Annotated in this window: 19 protein-coding genes; 14 read left to right on the forward strand and 5 right to left on the reverse strand. The window is 50.1% G+C overall.

Annotated features, from left to right (window positions below):
• Positions 1–77 precede the first annotated feature (77 nt).
• The 3 genes from BN2373_RS03970 to pepD all read left to right on the forward strand — a co-directional run bounded on the left by BN2373_RS03970 (position 78) and on the right by pepD (position 3,659).
• Entirely contained in the window at positions 78–638 is a 561-nt protein-coding gene (locus BN2373_RS03970; RefSeq protein ID WP_053942852.1) for a GNAT family N-acetyltransferase, read from the forward strand.
• A gap of 34 nt (positions 639–672) precedes the next feature.
• A complete protein-coding gene (locus BN2373_RS03975; RefSeq protein ID WP_053943503.1) occupies positions 673–2,145 on the forward strand; it encodes an NAD(P)/FAD-dependent oxidoreductase in 1,473 nt (490 codons plus the stop codon).
• A 110-nt stretch (positions 2,146–2,255) separates the two neighbouring features.
• On the forward strand, positions 2,256–3,659 hold the full coding sequence (pepD, locus tag BN2373_RS03980) for a beta-Ala-His dipeptidase (RefSeq protein ID WP_074017958.1): 1,404 nt from the start codon (positions 2,256–2,258) through the stop codon (positions 3,657–3,659).
• Positions 3,660–3,847: 188 nt separating this feature from the next.
• On the opposite strand, the gene BN2373_RS03985 is transcribed toward pepD, so the two are convergent.
• Together BN2373_RS03985 and brnQ are read right to left on the reverse strand one after the other, a co-directional pair.
• Positions 3,848–4,030, reverse strand: a complete 183-nt coding sequence (locus BN2373_RS03985; RefSeq protein ID WP_053942854.1) for a hypothetical protein — start codon at positions 4,028–4,030, stop codon at positions 3,848–3,850.
• Between the two features lie 103 nt (positions 4,031–4,133).
• The gene (gene brnQ, locus BN2373_RS03990; RefSeq protein ID WP_053942855.1) at positions 4,134–5,483 is read right to left on the reverse strand and encodes a branched-chain amino acid transport system II carrier protein; all 1,350 of its coding nucleotides are present in this window, start codon (positions 5,481–5,483) and stop codon (positions 4,134–4,136) included.
• 256 nt (positions 5,484–5,739) lie between these two features.
• Between brnQ and nhaC the strand changes: the two genes are divergently transcribed.
• Together nhaC and BN2373_RS04000 are read left to right on the forward strand one after the other, a co-directional pair.
• Positions 5,740–7,275, forward strand: a complete 1,536-nt coding sequence (gene nhaC / locus BN2373_RS03995) for a Na+/H+ antiporter NhaC (RefSeq protein ID WP_053942856.1) — start codon at positions 5,740–5,742, stop codon at positions 7,273–7,275.
• A gap of 5 nt (positions 7,276–7,280) precedes the next feature.
• Positions 7,281–7,784, forward strand: a complete 504-nt coding sequence (locus BN2373_RS04000; protein ID WP_053942857.1) for a hypothetical protein — start codon at positions 7,281–7,283, stop codon at positions 7,782–7,784.
• A 399-nt stretch (positions 7,785–8,183) separates the two neighbouring features.
• Here the strand turns inward: BN2373_RS04000 and BN2373_RS04005 are convergent, their stop codons facing one another.
• Both BN2373_RS04005 and BN2373_RS04010 read right to left on the reverse strand, forming a co-directional pair.
• Positions 8,184–9,572 (reverse strand): serpin family protein, encoded by a 1,389-nt coding sequence (locus BN2373_RS04005; protein WP_053942858.1) that lies wholly within the window; start codon positions 9,570–9,572, stop codon positions 8,184–8,186.
• A gap of 174 nt (positions 9,573–9,746) precedes the next feature.
• On the reverse strand, positions 9,747–10,247 hold the full coding sequence (locus tag BN2373_RS04010; RefSeq protein WP_053942859.1) for a type 1 glutamine amidotransferase domain-containing protein: 501 nt from the start codon (positions 10,245–10,247) through the stop codon (positions 9,747–9,749).
• Between the two features lie 121 nt (positions 10,248–10,368).
• Here BN2373_RS04010 and BN2373_RS04015 point away from each other — a divergent pair, with 121 nt between their 5' ends.
• Positions 10,369–10,986 (forward strand): hypothetical protein, encoded by a 618-nt coding sequence (locus BN2373_RS04015; RefSeq protein WP_053942860.1) that lies wholly within the window; start codon positions 10,369–10,371, stop codon positions 10,984–10,986.
• Here BN2373_RS04015 and BN2373_RS04020 read toward each other — a convergent pair.
• On the reverse strand, positions 10,979–11,596 hold the full coding sequence (locus BN2373_RS04020; protein ID WP_053942861.1) for a TetR/AcrR family transcriptional regulator: 618 nt from the start codon (positions 11,594–11,596) through the stop codon (positions 10,979–10,981). The two genes, BN2373_RS04015 and BN2373_RS04020, sit on opposite strands and share 8 nt — an antisense overlap.
• A gap of 214 nt (positions 11,597–11,810) precedes the next feature.
• On the opposite strand from BN2373_RS04020, the gene BN2373_RS04025 reads away from it, so the two are divergent.
• The 8 genes from BN2373_RS04025 (at position 11,811) to BN2373_RS04055 (ending at position 21,195) form a co-directional block, all read left to right on the forward strand.
• Positions 11,811–13,934, forward strand: coding sequence for a cell wall-binding repeat-containing protein (locus BN2373_RS04025; protein WP_053942862.1), 2,124 nt, complete (start codon positions 11,811–11,813; stop codon positions 13,932–13,934).
• 750 nt (positions 13,935–14,684) lie between these two features.
• Positions 14,685–15,080 carry a MarR family transcriptional regulator gene (locus BN2373_RS04030; protein ID WP_162200048.1) on the forward strand — a complete coding sequence of 132 codons (396 nt, stop codon included), beginning with the start codon at positions 14,685–14,687 and terminating at the stop codon, positions 15,078–15,080.
• A 28-nt stretch (positions 15,081–15,108) separates the two neighbouring features.
• Positions 15,109–15,834, forward strand: a complete 726-nt coding sequence (locus BN2373_RS04035; RefSeq protein ID WP_053942864.1) for an L-2-amino-thiazoline-4-carboxylic acid hydrolase — start codon at positions 15,109–15,111, stop codon at positions 15,832–15,834.
• A 1-nt stretch (position 15,835) separates the two neighbouring features.
• Complete coding sequence (locus BN2373_RS04040; protein ID WP_053942865.1) at positions 15,836–17,644, forward strand: FAD-dependent oxidoreductase; 1,809 nt, start codon at positions 15,836–15,838, stop codon at positions 17,642–17,644.
• Positions 17,645–17,658: 14 nt separating this feature from the next.
• Entirely contained in the window at positions 17,659–17,967 is a 309-nt protein-coding gene (locus tag BN2373_RS07660; RefSeq protein WP_074017959.1) for a 2Fe-2S iron-sulfur cluster-binding protein, read from the forward strand.
• A 22-nt stretch (positions 17,968–17,989) separates the two neighbouring features.
• Positions 17,990–19,246, forward strand: a complete 1,257-nt coding sequence (locus BN2373_RS04045) for an NRAMP family divalent metal transporter (RefSeq protein ID WP_053942866.1) — start codon at positions 17,990–17,992, stop codon at positions 19,244–19,246.
• 30 nt (positions 19,247–19,276) lie between these two features.
• Entirely contained in the window at positions 19,277–20,017 is a 741-nt protein-coding gene (locus BN2373_RS04050; RefSeq protein WP_053942867.1) for an SDR family NAD(P)-dependent oxidoreductase, read from the forward strand.
• A gap of 14 nt (positions 20,018–20,031) precedes the next feature.
• Positions 20,032–21,195, forward strand: coding sequence for a M20 metallopeptidase family protein (locus tag BN2373_RS04055; protein WP_053942868.1), 1,164 nt, complete (start codon positions 20,032–20,034; stop codon positions 21,193–21,195).
• The last annotated feature ends 99 nt before the right edge of the window (positions 21,196–21,294 follow it).

Here is a 21,294-nt window from a genome sequence, read left to right on the forward strand (position 1 = left end):
GGGTATTTTCATGAGGTTTTTGCCAGGCCTCCCGCCCAATCCCTTATAATAGAAGCAAGAAAGAAAAGGAGTAGACTATGCGGAAAAAAGTACAAGTGGTGACAACGGAGGACCTCATCCTCCGCCCCTTCCAGATTTCGGATGCGCCGGCCATGTTCCAGAATTGGGCCCAGGACCCGGAGGTGACCAAGTTTCTGACCTGGTCCCCTCATGCCTCCATCGCGGAGACCCTGGAGATCTGCACGGAGTTTGCCTTCGACAACCAGGGCTTCGGGGCCAACTGGGCCATCGCCGAGAAAACCAAGCCCCAGGAAGCCATCGGGTCGGTCAACGTGGTGAGCCGGGATGAGGACATCATGGCCTGCGAGTTGGGCTATTGCCTGGCCCGGAAGTTTTGGGGACGGGGATATATGAGCCAGGCGGTCAAGGGGGCCATTGACTTCCTTTTCCGGGAGATGGACTACAACCGGATTGCCGCCCGGCATGACTCCAATAACCCCGCATCCGGCCGGGTCATGGAGAAGGCGGGCATGGTTCGGGAGGGGGTCCTTCGTCAAGCGGGAAAGTCCAATCAGGGAATCGGAGACTTGGTCTGCTATGCCATCCTTCGGTCAGAGTGGTTGGAGAGACGGAAATAGGAGAAGTTATTTGGAAAAGAGAAAGGGGGAAAGAATGTACGACGTGATCATTATTGGTGGTGGGGTGGTCGGCTGTGCCCTGGCCCAGCGCCTGTCCCGCTATGAAGGGAAGGTGGCGGTTCTCGAAAAGAACGTCGAGGTCTGCACGGAGACCACCAAGGCCAATTCGGCCATCGTCCATGGGGGCTTCGATGCCAAGCCGGGGACCCTCAAGGCCCGCTTCAATGTCCGGGGGAACCGGATGATCCCGGCCCTGGCCAAGGAATTGGATTTTGTCTACCGGGAGATCGGGTCCCTGGTGGTGGCCTTTGATGAAGAGGACCGGGAAGCTCTGGATATGCTCATGGAAAGAGGGGCGGAAAACGGGGTGGAGAATCTGGAGATCATCGACGGGGAGAGGGCCAGGGAGATTGAGCCCCGGCTCTCCAAGGAGGTGGTGGCAGCCCTTTGGTGCCCGGGTTCGGGGGTGGTTTCTCCCTTCGGCATGTGCTATGCCTTCATCGAAAACGCCCTGGAAAACGGGGTGGAGCTTTTCACCGAGCGGGAAGTCGTCGGCTTGGAAAAGACGGATGAGGGGGTCCGGGTTAAGACCAACCAGGGAGACCTCATGGCCCGCTTTGTGGTCAACTGTGCCGGCCTCCACTCGGATGAGGTGGCCCGGATGGCGGGGGATGAGGACTTTTCCATTATTCCGACCATGGGGGTCTACCGGATCCTCCGCAAGCAGGCGGACCGGGAGATTTCCACCGTGGTCTTCCAGACCCCGACGGCCAAGGGCAAGGGGATCCTGGTGACGGCGACCTATGAGGGGAATACCATGGTCGGGCCCACGGCCTCGGCCATCACGTCGGAGCTGGAGACGGACACCCTGGAGGATTCCCTGGACCTGGTCGACCGCCTGTCCAAGAAGTCGGTGCCCGACCTGGACCTGTCGACCTCCATCCGGGTCTTTACCGGGGTCCGGGCCAAGCCGGATACCCATGAGTTTATGATTTATCCCTCCAAGAAGATGGAGGGGGTCATCCAGGTGGGTGGAATCGAATCCCCCGGTCTGACCTCCTCCCCGGCCATCGCCGAGTATGTGGACGGCCTCCTCCATGAGGCGGGTTTCGATGGCCCAGAGAAGGCGGACTATGTCGGCCAGCGGAAGGGGATCGACCGGGTAGCTCACCTGCCGGAAGAGGAAAGGGCTAAGAAAATCCAGGAAGATCCCAACTACGGGGAGATCATCTGCCTCTGCGAGCAGGTCTCTTTGGGTGAGATTTTGGAGGCTATCCATCGGCCGGCCGGAGCCAAGACGGTGGATGGGGTCAAGCGGCGGTGCCGGGCCGGCATGGGCCCCTGCCAGGGGAGACGGTGCGGAAAGAAGGTGCCGGGGATCCTGGCCCGGGAGCTGGGCCTGGCCGAGGAAGACCTGGCCCAGGAGCAGCACGGGGATGCCCTCGTCCGGTCCTTCTACCGGGATCCGGACAAGGAAGTTCTTGGGGCCAAGGGCGAGGATCAATAACCCGGCTTCAAGTCCGGCCCATCCGGCTGGTCTTTTTTCCGAAAAACTATATAATAGAATGACTGAATCAATGATTGGAGGGGCCTTGAACCCCGTGGAAGGAGCAGAGCATGGACAGAGTTTGGCATTATTTTAGAGAGCTGTCGACAATCCCCCGCCCCAGCAAGCAGGAGGAGAGGGTTTCGAATTGGCTGAAGGAAGTGGCTGAGGGCATGGGCCTGGAGGTCGACCAGGATGGGGAGAAGAACATCCTCATCCGCAAGCCCGCGTCCCCGGGTTATGAGGACCACGAGGGGGTCATCCTCCAGGGCCATATGGACATGGTCTGCGAGAAGACGCCGGAGTCGGACCACGACTTCGACAAGGACCCCATCGAGCTGGTGGAGGAGGGGGGCTTCCTCACGGCCAAGGACACCACCCTGGGTGCGGATAACGGGATCGCCGTCGCCATGGCCCTGGCCATCCTGGAGGACAAGAGCCTGGCCCACCCGCCGCTGGAAGTCCTGGTGACCACGGATGAAGAGACCGGCATGTCCGGCATGTTGGCTTTCGATGCCAATAAGCTCCGGGGAAGCCGCTTCATCAACCTGGACTCCGAGGAAGAAGGGGTTCTGATTGCCGGATCCGCCGGGGGCTTCACTTACTCCCTGACCCGGTCTATGGAAACCACCTCACCCACAACCGGGTCCGCCTACCGCCTGGTTCTGGATGGCCTGGTCGGTGGCCACTCCGGCTCCGACATCGACAAGCCCCGGGGCAATGCCATCATCCTCATGGCCCGGGCCCTCCAAGCGGTCTATGGCCAGGACCTGATCCAGCTGGCCTCCCTGACTTCGGGCCGTCTGGATAATGTCATTCCTTCCCGGAGCGAGGCGGTCTTCGTCATCGATAAATCCGAAGCCGACATCCGGGCCATCCTGGACGGGGTTCTGGCGGATCATGGCGACCTTGAGGGGAATCCGGCCTTCCATTTGGAAGAGGCCGCCATGCCCGAGGAAGTCTGGGCCTCCGGCCTTTCGGAAGATCTCCTCCACTTCCTGGTAACCATCCCCAATGGCGTCTTTGCTCGCCTGAAAAACAGCGACCTGGTTCAGACCTCATCCAACATCGCCATCATCGACCAGAAGGAGGGCGACGTGGAGGTGGTCATCTCCTTCCGGTCCTCGGAAGAGGAGGACCTGGGCAAACTCCGGGCAAAGGTGGATGAAGCCGCTGACCAGGCCCGGCTGTCCTCCCGGACCTTCGCCGTCTATCCGGCCTGGAGCTTTATGGAAGAATCCCCCCTTCGGGACATTTGCTGCCGTACCTATAAGGAAGTCACCGGTAAGGACATGGAAGTTTTGGTCATCCACGCCGGCCTGGAATGCGGCTGCATCTATAACCAGCGGCCCGAGTTGGAATTCGTCTCCATCGGCCCCAACATGTATGATGTCCACTCCGTCAACGAACGGCTGGACATGGAATCCGCCGAACGCACCTTCGCTTATGTGAAGGAAATTTTGAAAGCCCTGTAAGAGAGGGGCTCATAAAGCCGCCACAATAACCCCAGGTCTGACCAAAGCAACCCCCAGATCCGCCTTCGCTTAGGCAAATCCTTTCGGATTTGCAATGCGCTCAGGTCGGGTCTGGGGGTTGCTTTGTGGTGGGGGCATGTGGGCTGGGGCAGTGTGAAGAGACCGTGTTCCTCTTTATTGGGATTACTCTAGGGGTCACCCCTCCTTTCCGCCGTTTTCAGCATTTGGAGGGGCATGGGGATACCCCTCCTTTCCGCCGTTTTCAGCATTTGGAGGGGCATGGGGTCACCCCTCCTTTCCGCCGTTTTCGTCATTTGGAGGGGCATGGGGATACCCCTCCTTTCCGCCGTTTTCAGCATTTGGAGGGGCATGGGGATACCTCTCCTTTCCGCCGTTTTCACCATTTGGAGGGGTATGGGCCAACCTTTTGAGCTTCGCTCCGACGCCACATGGTCCGGCTCTGCCCCGGAGCCCTTAGGCTGCCGTTGTGCCCTCTTTCTTCCGGAAGAAGAGGAGGGAGAGGACGAGGGCGATGGCTACGGGGGCCAGCCAGCCCATGCCCAGCTTATATAAGGGAAGGAAATTTTTGGGGAAGGAGAGGAGGGCGGTGATGGGGGCGGATTTGGCGATGGCTTCGGGGGTGGCGGCCAGGCAGTCGAAGAAGGCGGGGATGGCGGCCAGGATGATGGTCAGGGTGAAGGCGGCCTTCTTGAGGGGGGCTATGGCGTTGAGGAGCCAGAGGAGGATGAGGGTGATGGTGAGGGGGTAGAGGAACATGAGGGCGGGGATGGAGAGCTTGATGATGGCGTTGAGGCCGAAGTTGGCCAGGAGGAAGGCGACGCCGATGAAGACCAGGGTCCAGGCCTTGTCGGAGGGGCCATGGGGGAAGAGGCGGACGAAGGTCTGGGAGATGGAGACAGCCAGGCCGATGACGGTTTTGAGGCAGGCGACGGTGATGGTGAGGCCGAGGAGGAAGAGGCCGAGGTTGCCCAGGTAGTGTTTGGCGGTGAGGACGAGGACCTGGCCGCCATTTTCCTGTCCCGGCATGATCCCCATGGAGGAGGCCCCGATGTAGGTCAGGCCCAGGTAGAGGATGGACATGATGACCAGGGTGAAGAGGGAGGACCGGCCGGTTTCCCGGGCAATGTCGGTCTCATCTTCGATGCCCAGCTGGCGGATGGTGGTGATGATGGTGATCCCGAAGGCGACGCAGGCCAGGACGTCCATGGTCTGGTAGCCGTCGATCAGGCCCTGGGGGAAGGAGGCTTGGGCATAGGCGCCCTGGGCTTCAAATGAGGCGGGGTTGCCCATGGGATTAGTGAAACTCATGACCAGGAGGATACCCATGAGGAAGATGAAGAGGGGGGCCATGAACCGCCCGATCACGTCAAGGATCCTGGCCGGCCGGAGGGAGAAGTAGAGGGCCAGGCTGAAGAAGACCAGGGAGTAGATGAGGAGGGGGAGGGTGGTTTCTCCGGAAAGGAGGGGCTTGATCCCCACTTCGAAGGCCACCGTGGCGTTTCTGGGCATGGCGAAGAGGGGACCGATGGTCAGGAGGAGGAGGAGGGTGTAGAAGAGGCCGAACCCTCGACCGGCCTGACCGGAATAATCTTTCAATGTTTCCTTGCGGGAGAGGGAAAAAGAAATGATGGCCAGGATGGGGAGGCCGACAGCGGCAATAAGGAAGCCGATGGCGGCGGGGAGGTAGGACCCCCCGGCGTTTTGTCCGAGCATGGGAGGAAAGATGACGTTCCCGGACCCGAAGAGCATGCCGAAGAGAAGGCTGCCCACAGTCAGGGATTGTTTCCGAGTTAGTTTTTTCACGGCGAACTCCTTATGAATAAGTGCGAAGGCTCGAGTTTACCGTTAGGGTAGACGGAGCCAGGTAAAATGAATATACTAATTATACCAAAGTTTGAATAAAATTGAAGTCCGGGAAAAAATTTCATCAGTAAACGCTAAGTAGACGTTTTATGGTTATCATAGTAAAGGTGAAATCCTTTTCCAATGGAGGAGCAATAGGAAGAAAGGCCTCTTCACTGTCAACCGTATCCCTAATGAACCTAGAAAGGACAAAACGATGTCAAACAAAGACACCAAGCAAGTCCGCTTGCCGAGCTTCTTGGAAGCCATCATCCCTATCCTGGTAATGGTCTGCCTCATGGTTTACGTCTTCGGCTTCAGTAACGAAGAATATGATGCAGCTCATATGCCCCTCATTGTCGCGACGATCGTGACTTGTATTATCGGAGTTATTTGCGGTCATTCATTTGATGACATGATGGACGGAATTATGGAGCGTATCTCTGCAACGATGGGGGCCATTCTCATCCTCTTCACCGTCGGTCTCCTGGTATCCTCTTTTATGATGTCCGGTACCATCCCGGCCGTCATCTACTACGGTCTGGACCTTCTCTCGCCCAAGCTCTTCCTTCCGGTCGGCTGCATCCTGGTCGCCATTGTCGGCCTGGCCTGCGGATCCTCATGGACCGCCACCGCTACCATCGGTATCGCCTTCATGACCATCGGTGAAGGTCTGGGCATGAACCCTGCTATCACCGCCGGTATGGTTATCTCCGGCGCCTATGTCGGCGATAAGTTCTCCCCCCTCTCCGACACCACTAACCTGGCCGCCGGCGTTTCCGGAACCGGTCTTTTCGACCACGTCGCCGCCATGATCTCCTCCACCGGCCCGGTCTTCCTGATTTCATTAATTATTTATACCATCATCGGCTTCAACGTTTCCGAAGCCGGCTACGATCCCACCATTGCCGGTGGAATCCAACAAGCTATTGCTGATCACTTCAACACTAACCCTTTGGTTCTCCTGCCTATCCTGGTGGTCATCGCGGTCTGCCTCCTCCGGGTTCCCGGACTGCCTGGCGTCCTCATTTCCGTGGCCACCGGTGTCCTCTTCGCCTATATTTTCCAAGGGGGCGGCAGTGTGGGTGAAACCTTCACCATCCTCCACTATGGCCCCTCCATCGAAACGGGCAACGAGTTCCTTGATGAAGCCTTAGCCAAAGGTGGTATGGACAACCAGATGTGGACCATCAACCTGATCATCCTGGCCGTCTCCTTCGGTGGTGCCCTCGAACGCTGTGGCATCGTGGAGAAGCTCTTCGGTCACCTCAAGGAACGGATCCATTCTGTGGGCTCCCTGGTCCTCGCCACTATGCTCACCTCCATCTTCTGCGACGCCGCTATGTGCGACCAGTTCCTCGGCATTGGCGTTCCTGCTCCTCTGTATGAAGATAAGTACGACGAAATGGGCTTGAGCCGGAACATGCTGTCCCGGACCCTGGAAGATGCCGGTACCCTCTGGGCCGTTATGTTCCCCTGGACCGCATGCGGTGCTTACCAGTCCAAAACTCTGGGCGTGAATTCTATCAAGTTCTTCCCCTTCGCTTTCGTCAACCTCCTGAACCCCATCTACGCCGCCCTCACTGCCTTCATGGGCCGGAATATCTTCTGGGCTGACGGTTCTTACACCAACCTCCTCGGAAAGACCAGACAGGGTAAGGTTGCCGGTGCGCCTGAAGAGGCTCACAAAGTGGCCATGGAAGCCCTCCGTAAGGGTCGCGAAGACGGGTCCATTCCTAAGGTTCAGGCTTAAGCTTCATGTCCGGTTTCTTTCACCACGACTTTCCCTGGAAAGATCAGACACCCCAGGTTGTCAGCCGCCAGTATTCAGGTCAGAAGCCCATGGTGGCGAAATACGGGGTGATCATGGCCTTCTTTCTTATCGGCATGGCCTTCCTGACCCAATATAAGATCACTCTTATTCTGGGTCTTCTCCTCCTTCTTGCCCTGGTCACCAAGCGTTACGCTGCGGTAACCCCCAGGGGCTTGGAGTTCTTTGCCGATATGATTTTTCGGACCAACCACCGCCTGATCCCCTGGTCGGACTTGGATGCCATCACCTATGAGAAAATCCCCGGTCAAGCCGAAAGCAACATCTTTTATTTTACCCGGGGCGATGTCACCAAACGAGTGACCTTCCCCTCGGCCGACCGGAAGAGAATCTTGAGCATAGCTCAAGAGTATCAGCCCGACATCCGGATCTATGACGGGAAAGACTACCGACAGAACCTGAGCCAGAAGCTGAAAAAGAAGAAAAAATAAGCAAGAGAAAAAGAGGCTGTGTCCGAACGATGGCGTTTGGAACACAGCCTCTTTTTTGGGAGGGGGATAGGATTGGGCTGGATGCCTTCGGGGGTACTTGGGAAGCTGGGGGGCTTAGTGGCTAGTGGCTCGGGGGCCGGCCTGGCGTGTCCCTAAACCCCTCCAAGTAGCGAAAACGGCGGAAAGGGCCGGTATGGCGATACCCCTCCAAGTAGCGAAAACGGCGGAAAGGGCCGGTATGGCGATACCCCTCCAATTAACGAAAACGCCGGGAAGGGCCGGTATGGCGATACCCCTCCAAGTGACGAAAACGGCAGAAAGGGGCGGTATGGCGATACCGCCCCAAATAGTAAAAACAGAGGGAAGGGGGGTATTTCCCTCGCCGCCCCTTTCTCACACCTATTGTAGGTTATTGACCCGGCCCACCACAAGGGGGCTTTCGTTGAAGGCGGTCAGAACGAAGAGGAAGGGACGGTCGACCGTGAAGTCGTAGATTTCATCGGGAATCTGCATGGCCATTTCCATCTTCATGATGGTGTAGGCGGCGGCCTCGGCACCTTCTTCATCCATCTTAAAACGGGTGGCATGGGAGGCCTCGGCCAGGAAGGCCGGCGTTTCCGGGGTAAGGAGGCCGGTGAAGTCGGCCTTTTGGGAATCAAAGGCTTCCTGAATCCCCAATTTCCTCATGGTCTCCACCAGGGAGATTTTGTTGGTCAGGTCCAGTTTAGGCAGGGCCATGTGGACCTTGCCGCTGACCTGGTCGGGGTAATCGGCCGGGTTGGAGAGGAGCCGGGTCAGGTCGGCAGACCGGATGAGGCCATCGAAATCCCCGTCCTCCGGCCGGATGATCCAGAGGCGGGCCGGTCCTCCGAAAGAGAGGGAAAGGGCATCGAAGTCCTTGCCCCGGTAGATGGTATCACCACGTTCAGCGTGCATGAAGGGAACCCTTTGGTCTCCATCAACGCCGTGGAAGGTCTCATCTTTAGTCATGGCCTTCTCAAAGACCTCATTCCAGGCCCCCTTAAAATAGAGGGCAGAGGTCAGGGCAAAGACAGTAGAAGGATCCAGACTTTCCTCATTAGCCTGGTCATCCAGGAGGCCGCCGGTATTTTCCTTGAGCCAGGTTTGGAGGAGCCTGTCCATCTCGCTTGACCCCATTTTCCCCTGGAAAAGGGAGGCCCGGAAGTCCTTGTTGACCGCTTCGAGACCTTCTTGGCGGGTCTTGACCGCCTCATTCATCCAGACCGCATTCGCCGACTGGATGTGGAGAAGGCCGTCATCATAGTTGAAGATCTCCGTCATGGCCCGGCCATTTTTCCGGTTGGCTTCCGGAGAATCCAGGGCCAAGGCCTTGAGTATTTCCTCCCGGGTTTTGCCACCGGCGGTTTCTGCCAGAACCGACAGGCACATGTAGGTATTGAGGGGGGAGTAGACCACATTGTCTTTTCCCTCATCAAGGAGAATCCGGTTCATCTTTTCCGTGTAGCGGTAGAGGGGGTCCTTAAACCGGGAGTTTTGGACCTCCTTGTCCAGACGATCCCAAAACTCCCGGTAAGCCTCGGCAAGCTTTTCATCATATTCCCCTGAGGCTTCCGGATGTTGGTGAACCTCCAGGGGGGCGGCCAAGGCTAAGACCTCCTTGCCCGTCAGCTTTGTGGGGGCTTGGGTGGGATACTTTGTCGATCCGCAGGCTGTCAGGCCCAGGAGGAGGGCCAGGCCCATGGCCACGGGCTTCTTCAGGGGATGGAGAGAGCGGGAGCCATGGTTCCGGAACTTTTGCTTCTTCATGGTCGACTCCTTTCGTAAGAAAAAACTGTTTTAGGGAATCCTTTTCTTTCCTATATTATATGTAGGATCAGGAAGCAAATAATGGAGGCTTTGTGGGAGAGAGCAGGGAAAATAAAAAGCCCGACCAAAGGGTCGGGCTGGCTTGCGATAGGTTTTTGGCGGCAGGCCGCAGGTCTACTTGAGGAGGGCGGTGAATTCCTTCATCCAGAGGGGAAGTTGGGGCGGCTTCTGGGCAGTAACCAGGTTCCCGTCGACGACCACCTTGTCCTCCGAATAGTCCGCACCGGCATTGATGAGGTCTGTTTTAATGTTGGCCACCGAGGTCACCTTCCGACCCTTGAGGACATCCGCCTCCACCAGCATGGAGGGGCCATGGCAGATGGCGGCGACAGGTTTGTTCTGTTCCACCGCCTCCCGGGTGATCCGGACAGCCCCTCCATGGGACCGAATCCGGTCAGGCATGAAGCCCCCGGCAATGATCAGGCCGTCATAGTCCTTCATGTCGACCTCGTCATAGGTCATCTCCGCTGTCATGGAGTCGCCCTTTTTCCCGTGATAGGTGGTCTTCTCCTGACCCACCAGGATGACTTCATGGCCATCTTCTTGAACCCGATAATAGGGATAGATGAGTTCGCAGTCTTCAAAATTATCAGCAACAAAGGCAAGAATTTTCATCAAGAACCTCCTCTTGTTTATCACATTCGTCATTACAATTTTTATTATTTATACCCAAAAAACACTGAGGAGATGGGGTGCCGCTATGGTAGACTAACAGGAAGAAAAGAAAGGGGCATTTATGAAGAAAGTACCTGGCAATTTCAGGGAGAGGGTTTTTCGGTTGACCCATCCCCCTCTGTATTCTCCTCAATTGACCTTATTTCCACAAAAAAATATCGGACCGGAAGACCTGGCGGTCTGGACAGTGGAGATCCGTCCACCTTCGGTTAAGGTCGAGGAAGGTTTGGGGGCCCTTGTCGGCATCGTCCGCCTTCGTCCCGGAGATACAAGCAAAACCGGCCGAATCCTTTTTGAAGGAATGGCCGGTCTTGGCTTTAAGGAAATGTCGGATTTGGTCCCCATGGCCCTGAAAGGGGCCGGACGACATCTTTCTTTGTATTTTGTGTCGGTGAACCCTAAAGGCAATCCCCTGCTGTTGAGTCTTTTGGAGATGGAAGGCTTCCGGAAAGACCCGGAAAACGGGGAAGGGCTCATCCGGCCTTTATCCCTCCATACCCTCTTTTCGGTCATTTTATGTATGGCCATTGCCATGCCCCTGGGTGAGCTTTTTACCTCGCTCAAATTGGGAGCCTTGGTTGGCCTGGGCTTGGGCCTCATCTATAGCCAAGGTTACCGGAGAATCCGCAGGGACCGAGCATGGGAAAAACGATTAGGGGGAGAAAGTAGCCTTACTTGATGCCCAGATCCTCTCCAAAGGAGCGGAGGAGTTTTTCCAGCAATTCCTTGACATAATTTTCTTGTCCGGGGAGGGCGTCACATAGGGCCAGTCCTGAGGAGACCATGCCGCAATACTGCTGGGCTAACCATTTTGCCTTTTCATCTTGACCCTCCAAGTCGAAAGCGACCTTGAAGAGGTCAATGTAAAAGTCGATAGCGGAGAAGTAGTAGTTATCCGTGAAACTCTTCGCATTCTTCCGGGACTGGTAGATCTCCAGGCGGTGGAAGCGGCGAACCTTGGCAAAGGCCGTGTTTGCTATGAAGAGGTGGAAGCGGTGTTTTTCCATAATAACCAGGTAATCCATGATCTCACCGGTCGCTTCTTTTTCCGCCTTGATCTGGTCAGGGCCATCTTTCAGGATCTCTTCCAAGGTCTCCTTATAGACCAACTTTGCTCGCCGGACCACTTCATCGTAGATGGCCTTCTTGGATTCAAAGTGTTTGTAGAGAGAGGGGGCCTTTACTCCAACGGCTGCACCAAGGTCCTGGACCGAGGTACCGGCATAGCCGTACTTGGAAAAAAGGTTGAGAGCTTCATCCAAAATTTTTTCACTCGTGTTTTTCTTCATATTGACCTCGAATCTAATGGTTAAAAAAATCCAACATCTTTATTTACATACCCCAAATGTTTATTACCACCCGCTATTAAATAAAATTGTACCCTATATTTGAATTTTTTGAACCCCTTTTTATGATATATTGAACACAAATGGAGCAAAAAATAGAGATTCTGCCTTTTTTATGGTAAGTGGAGGCAGGAGCTATCATGCAGGGGAGGAAATAATGAATCACCAGGTATTCAACAACAGGGGTAGGAAGGTCTTGGCTCTGGTTCTGGCCGCCTTTCTTTTTTTCATGCCCTTGGGGCAAGAGGTCCATGCCTACCGTTTGGACCACACGCTGGGGAAGAGTCCCCGCTATGACCTGACAGACGGGGGAGATGCCCGACTGACCCGGATCTTTGAAAAGGAGCTGGGGCCCGGTCTCATCCTGACCCGGTTCACCCGTGTCGACAAGCGGGGTCGTCAGACCATGGGGGCCATCCTGGAAGCCGACATGACCAACAAGAATGTGAGCCTGGACTACCTCTATAACGGCAAGGTCAACAACCGGCGGTCCCTGACCCGGATGGCTGATGGGAAGCCCAACCTGGCCGGGGCCATCAATGGGGACTTCTTTGAGATTCGAACGACGGGAAATCCCACAGGGAACAGCCAGGATGAAACCCGGGAGATCCTCAATGCCTGGTCCCACCGGACCCGGGATTCCCTGGTCATCGATGGTCAAGGTGGGGTTCACATGGGGGAAACCGCTCTGGAAGGGGTCGTCACCATCGCCGATACCGCCTATATGATCAATTCCGTCAACATGAATGCGGCCTCCAAAGGAACTTTTGCCGTTTACACGGATAAGTGGGGGAACTACCGCCGCCTGTCCCGGAATGAAGAAGGGATGGAAGCCTTCCTGGATGAAAACTTCCGGGTCATCAAGGTACAGGAAGTTTCCCGGGAGGCCATTCCTCAAGGTCATCTGGTGATCGCCTCCCCGGGCGGGGATTCCCTGGAGGCCCTCAAGACCCTCCAGGTCGGCGACCGGGTGGACATTTCCTATCGCCTGGCCAGCGGACAGACCTCGGATCCTCAGCTGGTCATGGCCAATGGCCACCGGCTCCTGACCGGTGGGAAGATCACCATCCAGGACCGCCAGGTCCACCCCCGGACGGCTGTCGGCACCAATGCCGCAGGCAACAAGCTCTTCATGGTCGTGGTGGACGGAAGAAGTCGTCAATCCGTCGGTATGACCATGGTCCAGCTGGCCCGGCTCATGCGGGACATCGGCTCCAGCGATGCCGTTAACTTCGACGGGGGCGGGTCGACCACCATGGTGGTCCGGGAACCCGGTGCCGCCAAGACCCGGGTCATCAACCACCCCTCCGATGGCAGTCAGCGGGCAGTCGCCAACGGGCTGGGCGTCCTCCTCAAGGACTTCGCCCCACCGGAAAAGAACTTCTTCAATGATATCCATGTGGGTCGGATCACCGGGGAAAACCGGATTGAGACGGCCTGCAAGGTAGCCACCCTTTCCATCAAGAAGGCCGACAAGGTCATCCTGGCCCGAGCCGACCTCTTCGCCGACGCCCTCTCGGCCGGCCCCCTGGCCCACCAGGAAGGGGCCGCCATCCTTCTGGTCAACCGGGATCACCTGGATCCCATGGTCAAGTCCACTATCAAAAAAATCGGCGCCAGGGACATCATCCTGGCCGGAGGGGACTCCGCCCTATCCGACCAGGTGGCCAAAGAAGCCGCTGCCCTGGATAAGGACGGCAAGGTCGAGCGGATCGGCGGGTCCAACCGCTATGAGACCTCGGCCCTCATGGCCCGGCGGGTGGTTGCCCGCTCCGGAGCCAAGGAAGCCGTGGTCGCAACCGGCCTGACCTTCGCCGACGCCCTCTCCGTCGCCCCCTTTGCGGGAGCCAAGGGTGCTCCCATCCTCCTGACGGCCCCCAGGGAGCTCCCGGCTTCCACCGCCTCGGCCATCAAGAGCCTGGGCATTACCGGAGTCCACATCATCGGTGGCGATGCGGCCGTATCCACAGCCGTCGAATCCCGCCTCCCCAAGACCCTGTCCCGGATGGGCGGGTCCACCCGGTATGAGACCGCCGCCCTGGTCGCCAAAACCATCGGTGCCGGCGACATGGCCTTCGTCGCCTCCGGCGAAAACTTTGCCGACGCCATGGTCATCGGCCCCGTCGCCGCCGCCAAGGGTGTCCCCATCCTCCTGACGACCAAGGATAGCTTACCTGCCGCCATCTCCAAGTACATCCAAACCACACAAATCACCAACTTCCTCATGATCGGAGGTAAGGCGGCCATCAGCGAAAAGGTGGAGTGGGCTTTGTGGGAGTAGGGGGGGGTTAAGGAGACTCTTTGTAAATGCATCTAATTGTCTAAAGGTTACCTAATTGACATGGGAAATCTCAGTTATGTGATATTAGCAGTAATGTCCCAACAATAAAGATTACTAATCTAGATTGTTGGGGCATATACTATATTAGTTTTTAGGTTTCATATGTTACTAATTATACTGTGAGTAATTAGATGAGCGAAAAACATCAATTGTTTTGTCCATATCTAAATTTATAGGCTCTTAAACCATTGTATTTTTCTAGATTTTTCATCATGATAAAGAAAATAATTTTCCTATGACTCAACATTTAGAATAAACATATAATATTATCATTAGTAGAAAACGAATTCACTCATGTTCTATAAAAATTTATATTTTTTTGATTTCTATTACTGTTTAAAACTTAATTCAAAAATATTAAATCATTTTTTTTACTATTGAGGTAAGTAACAATACAATCTATATCAAGATAGATTAACCAATTTTGGTGGAAGATAATTTTAAAAGATTGATAATAGCAAAGAAATAAATTATAATATTTCCTAAGAAACAATATTATATGAGTGCCATAGATGCAATAAAAACAGAAATATTAGGAGAAATGATAGATTTTCTTTATTTATATTGACAGGGAATAGAACAAATGGTACATTTGATTTACCAGGAAACAATATTAGGAGGAATACCATTAATAAATTATATAAAGAGGCAGAGAGCTATATAGTTCAGATTTTAAACTGCTATGAAGAAATGCAACGGAAGAAGCATAATTATACGAAAGAAGTGAGTCTGTATCCGTCTGAAATTCACGCAATCGTTTGCATTGCTGAAAGTAGCACAATCAACATGACTGAATTATCTAAACAACTTGGCGTAACAAAAGGGGCTGTAACTAAGATTGTTGTAAAACTAGAAAAACAAGGATTGGTTAGACGGTATAAGTATGTTAGTAATCGAAAAGAAGTTTATCTCCATCTGACCGAATTAGGTGCCGAGGCATATAGCGGACATAATAATTACCATGCTTTACTATCAAATTATATAGATGATTATTGCGCTAACATTTCAAAAGAAGAAGGATTGGCAATCCTTAGTTTTTTGAAATTTTATTTGGAAGGAATGCACAAACTTTCAGGGGAGAACTAAGTTGGCTTCATTTCGAAAGGAGAAAAGAATGGATATCGTTATTTCGTCTGCTTCACATCATGCCATGCTATTTGCTTATATAGCGAAGGCTGTAATTGACAAATACGGAGAAAAGGGAAGAGAGGTCATCTCAAAAGGAGTTAATTTATATGGATGGCAAAGAGGGAGGAGAATGGCATTACGAGCTTTAGCAGATGGAAAAGAGCTTAATGTCGAGAATTATTTATTATACGGAGAGTGGGAAGCTTTTCCTGGACAAATGGATTTAAGGTTCCCTTCTTATAGCCCGGAAGTACGTATGCAGAATTACCGTTGCCCTTGGCATACTGAGTGGAGCCAAAGGGGACTTCTAGAATACGGATATCTTTATTGCAAGGATGTTGATGCAGCTCTGGCCAGAGGTTTTAATGGGATGGATTTGCAGCTAAAAGGAAATCGTTCCCTTGGCGATGAATGCTGTGATTTTGTATTTAAAGATAATGGGATACCAGAAGAGAAGATGGAGGAGTTTTATAAAAACCAGAAAAAGATCGGAAACAAGGCAAAAATGCCTTGGCCCTATCACGTTGGTCATCTTTATTCAGCAATGCGGGAAGTAATTCTTGAGGCCTTTGGCAGTGAGGGCCAGAAAGCTCTTGAAGAAGCATTAGATGAATATAAAAAAGAATATGGCAAGGCAGCATATGATCTTGTTCTTGAATATGCAGATTTAGACTACAATGTTCTTCCGGATTATGAAGGAATCGAGGGTTAAGATGCAAGACAATATAGATAGAATTGTAGAGACCGATATTCTTTCGGTTGGTGGATCAGGTGCTGGTATCACAGCGGCAATTTATGCATCTCGTAATGGAAAAAATGTGGCTCTTGTAAGTAAAGGGAAAATTGGAAGAAGTGGAAATGCCATTATGGCAGGCGGTGGCTTCGGTATCGATGGTGAGAGTGGTAAGGAACTATTGGGCCTAGAATTTGCCGATCCTAGCTTCACTAAGAAGAAGATGTTTGATTGCATAGTGAAAGAATCTTTCTATCTAGCAGATCAGAACATGGTTAAACAGTATGTAGAAGAGGGCCCTATTGTTGTAAAAGAATATTTAGGTTGGGCTAAACGTGCTAATCAAAAGTTCTTTGAATGTCCACCTGCTAACTGGATAGCTTCAGGCTTAAGTTTTACTCGTGCTTTGGTGCAAGGATTAAAGGAAGCGGAAAACATAAGTATTTATGAAGATGTAACAATTGTTGAAGTTCTTACAACTGATGGGAAAGTTAGTGGAGCTATAGGTATAGACATTTATTCTGGAGAAATAATTTTATTCAAGGCAAAATCAATTATTTTGGGCACAGGTGGATTTATGCCTTTTTCCATGAATAATACAGTTACTGATATGACAGGCGATGGTATAGGGATGGCTTTTCGGGCTGGAGCCAACCTAACAGATATGGAATTTATATTGTCATTCCCCACCGCAGTAGTACCAAAAACCATGAAGGGCTCAATTTATCCTTATGTTTTTGAATATAATATGCGGAATCTAAAATATACAATTAAAGATAAAAATGGGAATCCATTACCAATTCCGGAGGATGTTATTAAGCTTTCTAGAGGAGGAAAGCTAAGTAAATTAGTTGCTTCATATTACTTTGGTTACGCTGCTTCAGAAGGTTTAGCAGGTCCAAATGGAGGATTCTATTACGATTATTCGGAGAACAGTTTAAAGGAGAAACAAAAAGGCTTTGATATCTTTTATAGTCGTTTCGATAATTGGCACAAGCATGGATACTATAAAGGAGAGAGCTTAGCTGAAGTTGAGAAAATGATATTTAATGATATACCTCTTGAAGTTGGTATTGGTGCCGAATACTGCATGGGTGGGGTTGAAATCAATGAAAACATGGAGACAGAAGTTGAAGGGTTATATGTAGCTGGAGAGGCAGGTAGTGGAGTATTTGGCGCTTGCAGAGTAGGTGACGGTCTTGTTGAAATGATGTGTCAAGGAATGAGAGCAGGTATTAGTGCTGCCAAATACTCATCTACAACAAACGTGGTTGAAATTGATAATAATTATTTAGATGCCGTTCTAGAAAAGATCCTGGGAATCTTTGAACATGATGGAGAACTAGGGTCAACAGAGTTACATCAGAAAATCCAGGATGCATGTGATAAAGGGTTTGGTTTGATTAGAGATGAAGATAAATTAGGTAAAGCATTAGAAGAAATCAAATCATTAAAAGAGGAATGGAAAAATGTCACAGTTAAAAGTAAGAGTCGCTCTTACAACTTTGAGTGGATCCAGGCGATGCAATTGGAAAACCTATTAACATGCTGTGAAGCTGGAATTAGAGCAGCCCTTTTACGAAAAGAAAGCAGAGGATGTCATATTAGACGGGATTATCCCAAAGTTGACCATGATAATTATTTAATTAAATTCATCCACAAGAAGAAGGAACAAGGTATTGAGACATATACTCGTATTCCAAAGGTTGCTGGAATGGAGCTTCCTAAAGGCAAAAAGGATTCGGTCATCAAATATTTCCAGGATCCGGATTTAAACTATCATCGATGAGGAGGGAAGGATATATGAAAATATACATTGATCGATATGATCCTGAAACTCAAAGAAAGTGGACGGAAAATTTTGACATTGATGAATCTGTTCTCGAGGGAAAAACAGTTATGTCATTGCTTAATTACATATCTTTAAATTTCGATTCCTCAATTGCTTATTACAGTCATAGTGTGTGTGATCATGGCATTTGTGGTAGATGTCTTATTTCACTGAATGGAAAAACTTCCCTCGCCTGCTTAACGCCAGTTAGTGGTTTGAAAGAAATTCATTTGTCTCCGGTTCCTACCCGTAGATTGGTACGGGATCTTGTAACAAAATAAATTTATTTTTGAGGAGGAAAGAATGGAACAACTTAAAAACAAAACGGATGATATATTTGATATGCCAAAAGGTGGTATCTTAAAAAAACTTGCCTATGTGCTAGCCTTTGTAGGGCCTGCATCTATGTTAACCTCAACAGCGATGGGGCCAGGAACTGCAACTTCGGCCATCCAAGCTGGAGCTCATTTTGGTTATAGTCTGCTCTGGGCAATCCTACTAAGCGGAGCGATGTGTGGCTTCGTAGCTTATATTGGAGCAAAGACTACCGCGATTTCAGGTCTTGATATTTATCAATTTATTGAGAAAAAAATTGGTAGGGTTTTAACACTCATTTTATTTATGGTTGTTCTTTTGACTTGGAATATGGTGATTTATAGTCAAGGTTCAACTATGATGCACTTAAGTAAAATTATTTTTGGTGAACAATTTGGTCCAATTGCTTTTATTATTACAATTGCAATTATTGCCTACTTATATGTTGTTTCTTCAAATGGAACTGTAATTAAAATTGCATCAGCAATGTGTACCTTTATGGCTGCGATCTTTTTCATCAACATGTTCGTTGTACGACCAGATCCAGCACAACTTGCAAAAGGCTTAATTCCAACCATTCCAGAGGGTTCAGCTACAGTATTAGCGGGAATTATTGGCGGATCCGCTCCAGGAACTTCTGCTCTTTGGTATGCATACTCGATACAAAATCAAGGTTGGGATAAGCCAAAAGCCTTGAACTTTATTAAATACGACCAGCTAATTTTCGCTGGAATGTTTACTATATTTTCTTTAGGTATTTTTCTTTCCGGAGCAGCTGTTTTAAATCCTTCTGGAGTTCAAGTTACCTCTGCTTTAAACGCAGCAAGCTCGCTTGAGCCACTTGCTGGAAGCTTTGCTACATATATTTTTATTGCAGGATTCTGGGGGGCCGTTTTTACCACTATCGGCGGTATGAGTACCTTATCGTCTTATGCAGTCAATTCAATGTTCCATATTAGTGAAGACAGAACGAGCAAAAAGTTACGTATCTTCATCTTAATTAGCATTTTAATCAGCTTGTTAGGTGGGCTTCAAGGAGGCAGCGCTTTAGCTCTGCTGGTTAATTTTATGGGAGCACTTAACATAGGCGGCCTAGTCATTATAAGCATCCTTGTTTTCAACACAAGTAAAAAAAGCTTTGCTGGAGAATATTTAAACAAATGGTATACAACAGTAATGGGGTTAATTATCGTTGGATTTAACTTATATTCAGCATGGGCATTTTTATCGAAATTCTTTAAATAATGATTGATATCAATTTAGAAAGGATTAACTATGGAGTTGTTAAACCGAGTAGCCTTAATTACAGGAGCAAGTTCGGGTATCGGAGAGGTAATTGCCAAAAATTTTCTGGATGAAGGTGCATTCGTTTTTGGGTGTGGCCTTGAAGAGCATGCGAATATTGATCATAAAAACTTTCACTATAAAAAAGCAAATATTTGCGATGAAATGAACTGTAAAGAATTAGTAAGCAAATGCTCTGATGTTTTTGGAGGCATGGACATTCTAGTTAATTGTGCTGGAGTTACAGGTATAGGAACTATAGATGATACTTCAGTTAGTGAATTCCGTCGCCAATTTGAAATTAATGTCTTTGGGCTTTATACATTAACACAAGCTAGTCTGCCTTTATTAAGAGAGTCAAAAAATGCAACTATAGTCAATATAGTTTCTGAGTTGGGTGTTAAATGCATACCGAATAGGGTGGCGTACTGTCCATCTAAAGCAGCTGTTGCCATGCTGACCAAATGTTTGGCAGTAGATTGTGGTCCTTCAATTCGGGTAAATGGAATTTTACCTGGTTTGACTGAAACTCCAATGACTCAAATGCGGTATCTGCAGGCCGATGACCCAGAGAAAGAAAGACAAAAAACCCGTGACAGATATGTTCTGAAACGCATGTGCACACCTCAAGACGTAGCAAATGGAGCAGTTTTCTTAGCGTCAGATAAAGCTTCCTTTATTACTGGCGATATGCTTGCGGTCTGTGGTGGTGGTCAATTTATCACTTGTTAAATTTGAGGCATAATATGAGTATTTATGAGGAAATTAGGCAGGAGAAAGATAGATTAGTCCAGATACGAAGAGATCTTCATGCTCATCCGGAATTAGGATGGAAAGAGTTTAGAACACAAGAGATTATTTGCAAGGAATTGGAATCATTACAAATTCCGTATGAAAAAGTATGCAAAACAGGAGTTATTGCTGTAATAAAAACAGAATATGATCACCCAGTAATTGCATTAAGAGCGGATATGGATGCATTACCAATAGAAGAAAAGAATGATGTAAAGTATGCATCAGAAACCCCACATTGTATGCATGCTTGTGGACATGATTGCCATGTTGCCTGGCTATTAACGGTAGCCCGAATTCTCAAAAAACATAGTGCTGAACTACGGTGTACAGTAAAATTTATATTTCAGCCTGCGGAAGAGATTATTGAAGGTGCGCGTGAAATGTCCAAACTATCACAATTAGACGATGTTGATCATATTTTTGGGGCACATGCATGGATTGAAGTACCTGTAGGAAAGTTTTCTATTCAAGAAGGCCCTCGATTCGCCAGTGCAGATAATTTCACTATTAAAATAAAGGGTCAAAGTGCTCATGGAGCTCAGCCACAAGATGCAATAGATGCAATTGTTGTTGCTGGTGGTGTGATTCAGGCCATACAATCAATAGTAAGCAGATCTATTTCACCTCTAGATTCAGGAGTGGTTACAATCGGTACAATGAATGGTGGTAGTTCTTCCAACATCATTGCAGATGAGGTTGAAATGACAGGAACTGTGAGATGCTTTAACTTGGATGTCCAGAATCAGATAGAGGAAAAAATAAGAGAAATTTCAAATAAGGTAGCATCTGCTTATGGGGCTAAATGTGAAGTTCAATATATTCGATGCACTCCAGCTGTAATCAATCAGCCTTTTGAAACTGCTATGCTTAAGAATGCAATAACAAAGGTGTTCGGGAATGATTCAATATATAGTCTTGAAAAAACAATGGGAGGTGAAGATTTTGCCTGGTTTTTACAAAAAATCCCCGGTAGTTATGTAAGGGTTGGAGCTAGGAATGAGAACACAGGAAAGTGCTGGCCTCATCATAGTAATAGATTTGATATTGATGAGGAAGCACTTATTAATGGCGCCACAATTCTTTGTGAACTTGCCTTATCTGTAGGAAAGGAATAGAAAGACCACCAACTAGAAAGTCTAGCTTTTAATGTTTGTTGCAACCAAAAATTGAAAATAAACCTTTCAGCTTTTGGTTGCAACTATAATTTTATGAGG

Origin of the sequence: Kallipyga gabonensis (genome assembly GCF_001286805.1) — a bacterium.
In the GTDB taxonomy this organism is placed as follows: domain Bacteria; phylum Bacillota; class Clostridia; order Tissierellales; family Peptoniphilaceae; genus Kallipyga; species Kallipyga gabonensis.